General features: G+C 49.7%; 3 protein-coding genes and 1 pseudogene. 2 read left to right on the top strand and 2 right to left on the bottom strand.

Translation table 11 applies throughout. The features are described 5' to 3' along the window. A pseudogene (locus tag L0156_20865) lies at positions 1-417 on the bottom strand (serine/threonine protein kinase). Between the two features lie 286 nt (positions 418-703). Next, positions 704-1,282, bottom strand: a complete 579-nt coding sequence (locus tag L0156_20860) for an ECF-type sigma factor (GenBank protein MCI0605443.1) — start codon at positions 1,280-1,282, stop codon at positions 704-706. 120 nt (positions 1,283-1,402) lie between these two features. On the opposite strand from L0156_20860, the gene L0156_20855 reads away from it, so the two are divergent. Together L0156_20855 and L0156_20850 are read left to right on the top strand one after the other, a co-directional pair. After that, on the top strand, positions 1,403-2,521 hold the full coding sequence (locus L0156_20855; GenBank protein ID MCI0605442.1) for a carboxypeptidase regulatory-like domain-containing protein: 1,119 nt from the start codon (positions 1,403-1,405) through the stop codon (positions 2,519-2,521). A gap of 14 nt (positions 2,522-2,535) precedes the next feature. Next, positions 2,536-3,542: hypothetical protein (locus L0156_20850; GenBank protein MCI0605441.1), on the top strand; the 1,007-nt coding region annotated here is incomplete at its 3' end.

The raw sequence follows: 3,542 nt of genomic DNA, 5'->3' as shown, positions 1-3,542 counted from the left end.
GCGACTGCAAGACCGAAATCCGTAACGACTGCACGGAACCCGTTGCCGCTTGGAACAAGGATGATATTGCCGCTTTTCAGATCCCGATGGACAATTCCAGCTTGATGAATCGCAAGGAGGGCGTCCGCGATCTGTTTCAAAATGGATAATGCAGTCGCAGGACTGAATCTTCCTTCACGCTTAATTCTTTGGTGAAGTGTTTCACCCTCCAACAATTCCATTGTTAAGAAGAGCAAATCATTCATGTCGAAACAGATCGAAAATCCGGCAAGCATTCGGGTGCGTGATCTTTCGCGCGTTAGCAATCTCCCTGTGAAATCTCTCCGGCGCCGCATCGGTCCCGATGTCCGATCGCATCAGTTTTAATGCAACGGGGACACCAAGTTCCTGATCCAATGCCTCATAAACATTGCCCATTCCCCCCTTTCCAAGATGGCGCACAATGCGGAATCTTCCTGCCAGTACAGATCCCGATTCGATCTGAGGTTCTTCCTGTTCCCGAGTCAACTGACTCAATTGTTCTGCGACAAGCTCTTCCAACTGCTCGCCCGCATACTCTTCAGAATGGAGAAGTTCCTCTAGGTACCGGGAAAATTCCGGGTCTGAATCGTGAAGGATTTTCAGATGGGATTCGCGTTGTAGAGTCGGTGCTTCGCGCAATTCATGGAAAGTTTTCCATAACTTCTCCCATTCTTCCGGAGAATTAAACCTCATGCTTAGAATGACTCAGTTTGTGAAACAGCCAGGCTTTTGCGGCGGCCCATGTGCGGTCAACGTTTCTGGGAGAGAGTCCCATCGCCCGCGCAGTTTCATCCACGGTCAAACCGGCAAAGCAATGGAGCTTCACAACTTCGGACATCTGTGGATCTTGGGCTGCAAGGAGCTCGAGCGCTTGATCAAACATCAAATAGAGCTCGGCATCGAAATATACGGCCACCAGATCTTCAGTCAGAGCGAACTTCCGCCTGTTCCCTCCGCGCTTCAAACTGGAGCGTCTGCGCGCGCTCTCCACAAGAATGCGCTTCATGGCCTCCGCCGCAACAGCAAAAAAATGTCTTCTGCTTTCCCACTCAGGCTGCTTGTCTTGCAGCAAACGCAGATAAACTTCATGCACCAGGGCTGTCGTTTGGAGAGTTTGTGCGGGTTCGTCCGCCATTCTGATGCGGGCCATTTTGCGCAAACTGTCATAAACGAGCGGGAATAATTGCTGCAGCGCATCTCGATTGCCCCGGTTAATGGCTTCCAAAATCTCGGTGATCTGATCTGCTTCTGAGGCGCTCACGCTCTCCCCCGCAAATACAAAATCAACACTAGTTGATCCCACCTTTTCTGTCAAATTCTTTATCGTTTCTGGCGCTCTTTAGCTGCGGTTTACGCATTAATAACCAGGAGGCGACGTCCAATGCGAAAGTTAACGTTTCTTTTGTTTCTGTTTTTTGTTTTCACGTATGTTCAAATGGCTTCCGCGGTGACAGGAAACGGCCAGGTTACTGTTACAAGTAACGGCAATCCGTTGCCGGGTACTACAGTCACTCTGATATCGAAAGAGACTGGCACAGAAATCACTACCACAAAAACAGACAGTTCCGGTATAGCGAACGTGACTGTCGATGAAGGTACTTATATTGTTGAAGCCGGTGAAGGAGAGAATAAAACACAAACCGAAATCAGCATCACAGGGGGGCAGACAACCTCCGTTACTGTGGACTTACCGCCGCTACAACCGCCTCCACCTTTTACATTTCCGCCCATGGCTGCGGTTACATATGGGAATGAACAAACCGATGATTTTCCTCTTACCGCAAGTGAGGACAGGATTACCGATACGATCAACGGTGTTCAAATGCCCACCGATGTTCGCCCGGGTGATCTGAATGATTTAAACAACCGGTTTGACTTTGATTTCGATTGGAATCAAACGTCCGGCACATTTGCCGTTGGAGTAGGAGAGACGGATTCATTTCACCCATTCGTGAATGTAACAGTGGGACGAGTCGATGTTTCCTTCCGTAATCGTAATCTTGCTGACCCCTCGCGCACGAATCTCTTTGAAGGGGATGGATTCGTGTTTGGTGTTGGTGCTGATGCAGTTGTAACGAACCATCATGTCTTCGGAGGAGGAGGCTATCATTTTACCGGTTACTATAACGTGGACTTGGAGAGAGCGCGTGCATTAACCGCGCCCGGCGGAACCGTAACTCTTGATCAAATCGAGGTCAGTTATTACGCGCATCAGGTTCGTGGCTTTGTTGGATATAGCTTTGGACCCGTTTATCCCTATGGCGGCGTGACCTTCTGGTTCCGCGAAATGACAATCGAGGGAGCCCAGGAAGCTGATTTTTCGCAAACGGCGGGATTTCCTGTTGTTCGCAGGATCGAATTTACAAATGAATTCGATGACAACGCTGCTGCAGCTCTGATAGGTGCCATAGTGCGCGCCGGTCATTTTGTAGCAGGCGTCGAGGCAACGTTCGGCGGGGATTTCACAACAGTTCGACTAAACGCTGGCGTTGGTTTTTAAAGATCCGGGGGCATATGTTTCTTTTTCGATGTGTGACTTTTGTCGTTTTGATTTGGGTTCTTCCTGGAATTGCGTTTGGACAAAAGAAAGAGAATGTTCCGACAGAAGATGCAAATCTGGCATTGAAAAGCATGCTGGAGAAGGTTTATTCAAGCGCCCCGGAGGTGCCCAAAAAAAAGTGCGATGGTTACCCGCAGTCACCACAATGGTATGCAAAAGAGGCTGTTCTTTCAGCAAGCAATGATTTGCGAACGGACTACCTTATTAAAGTTGCGCGCTCAGCCATCCTGGATGCTGTAAGCGCCGCGATAGCGAAGCACCCGGGCGCAGCATGGTTGCCTGCGGCGATCGATATTCTCAATGCCTATCTGGATTCAGCAAACTTGAAGGAGTTCATTCCAAGAGCAGCCAAAAGGCTCCTGGATGAAAAATTAGAACTTTCGGATGTACAGCAGGAAGTTCTTGACCAGCTTTATGAACAGCTTGAAGAATATTTTACAGATGAGTTTGCAAAAGCCATCCCGCCAAATACAGTGCTTCGTAACTCCGATTGCAAAACCGGAGGCAATCTCAAAGTCACTGCCACGGTCCAGGGCAACAAGCTGATTCTGACGATCAGGGCAGATTGCAAGTGTCCACCGGATACGATGGAATACTACGAAGCGAAGGTTACTTCGACGATTCGCATCACTACAGACGATCCGGTGAAATGGCAGTTCGTAAATGCGCGGGCAACTTATACCGGAGCTTGTTGTAAGAAGAAGCCTGGAACGCCAAAAGACAAAACAGGATTGTTTATTCCAACCGGTCCCAAGGAAGAGTACGTTACATTTCTGCCCGGCTATGTGATGGCGTACGACAACAGTGAGTGGTGCACTTACATTCCGGCGCCTCCCGATGACCCGCGCGACGTTCCAATACCGGATGATCCATCTGACACGCCGACGCCTGATGATCCAGCAGACACCCCCACGCCGGAAGATCCAAGCGATACGCCAACGCCTGAGGATCCAGGGGATGT

Source organism: bacterium (assembly GCA_022616075.1).
Taxonomy (GTDB): Bacteria; Acidobacteriota; HRBIN11; order JAKEFK01; family JAKEFK01; genus JAKEFK01.
Note: the sequence above shows the minus strand (reverse complement) of the source record. Positions and strands in the feature narration are given on the sequence as shown.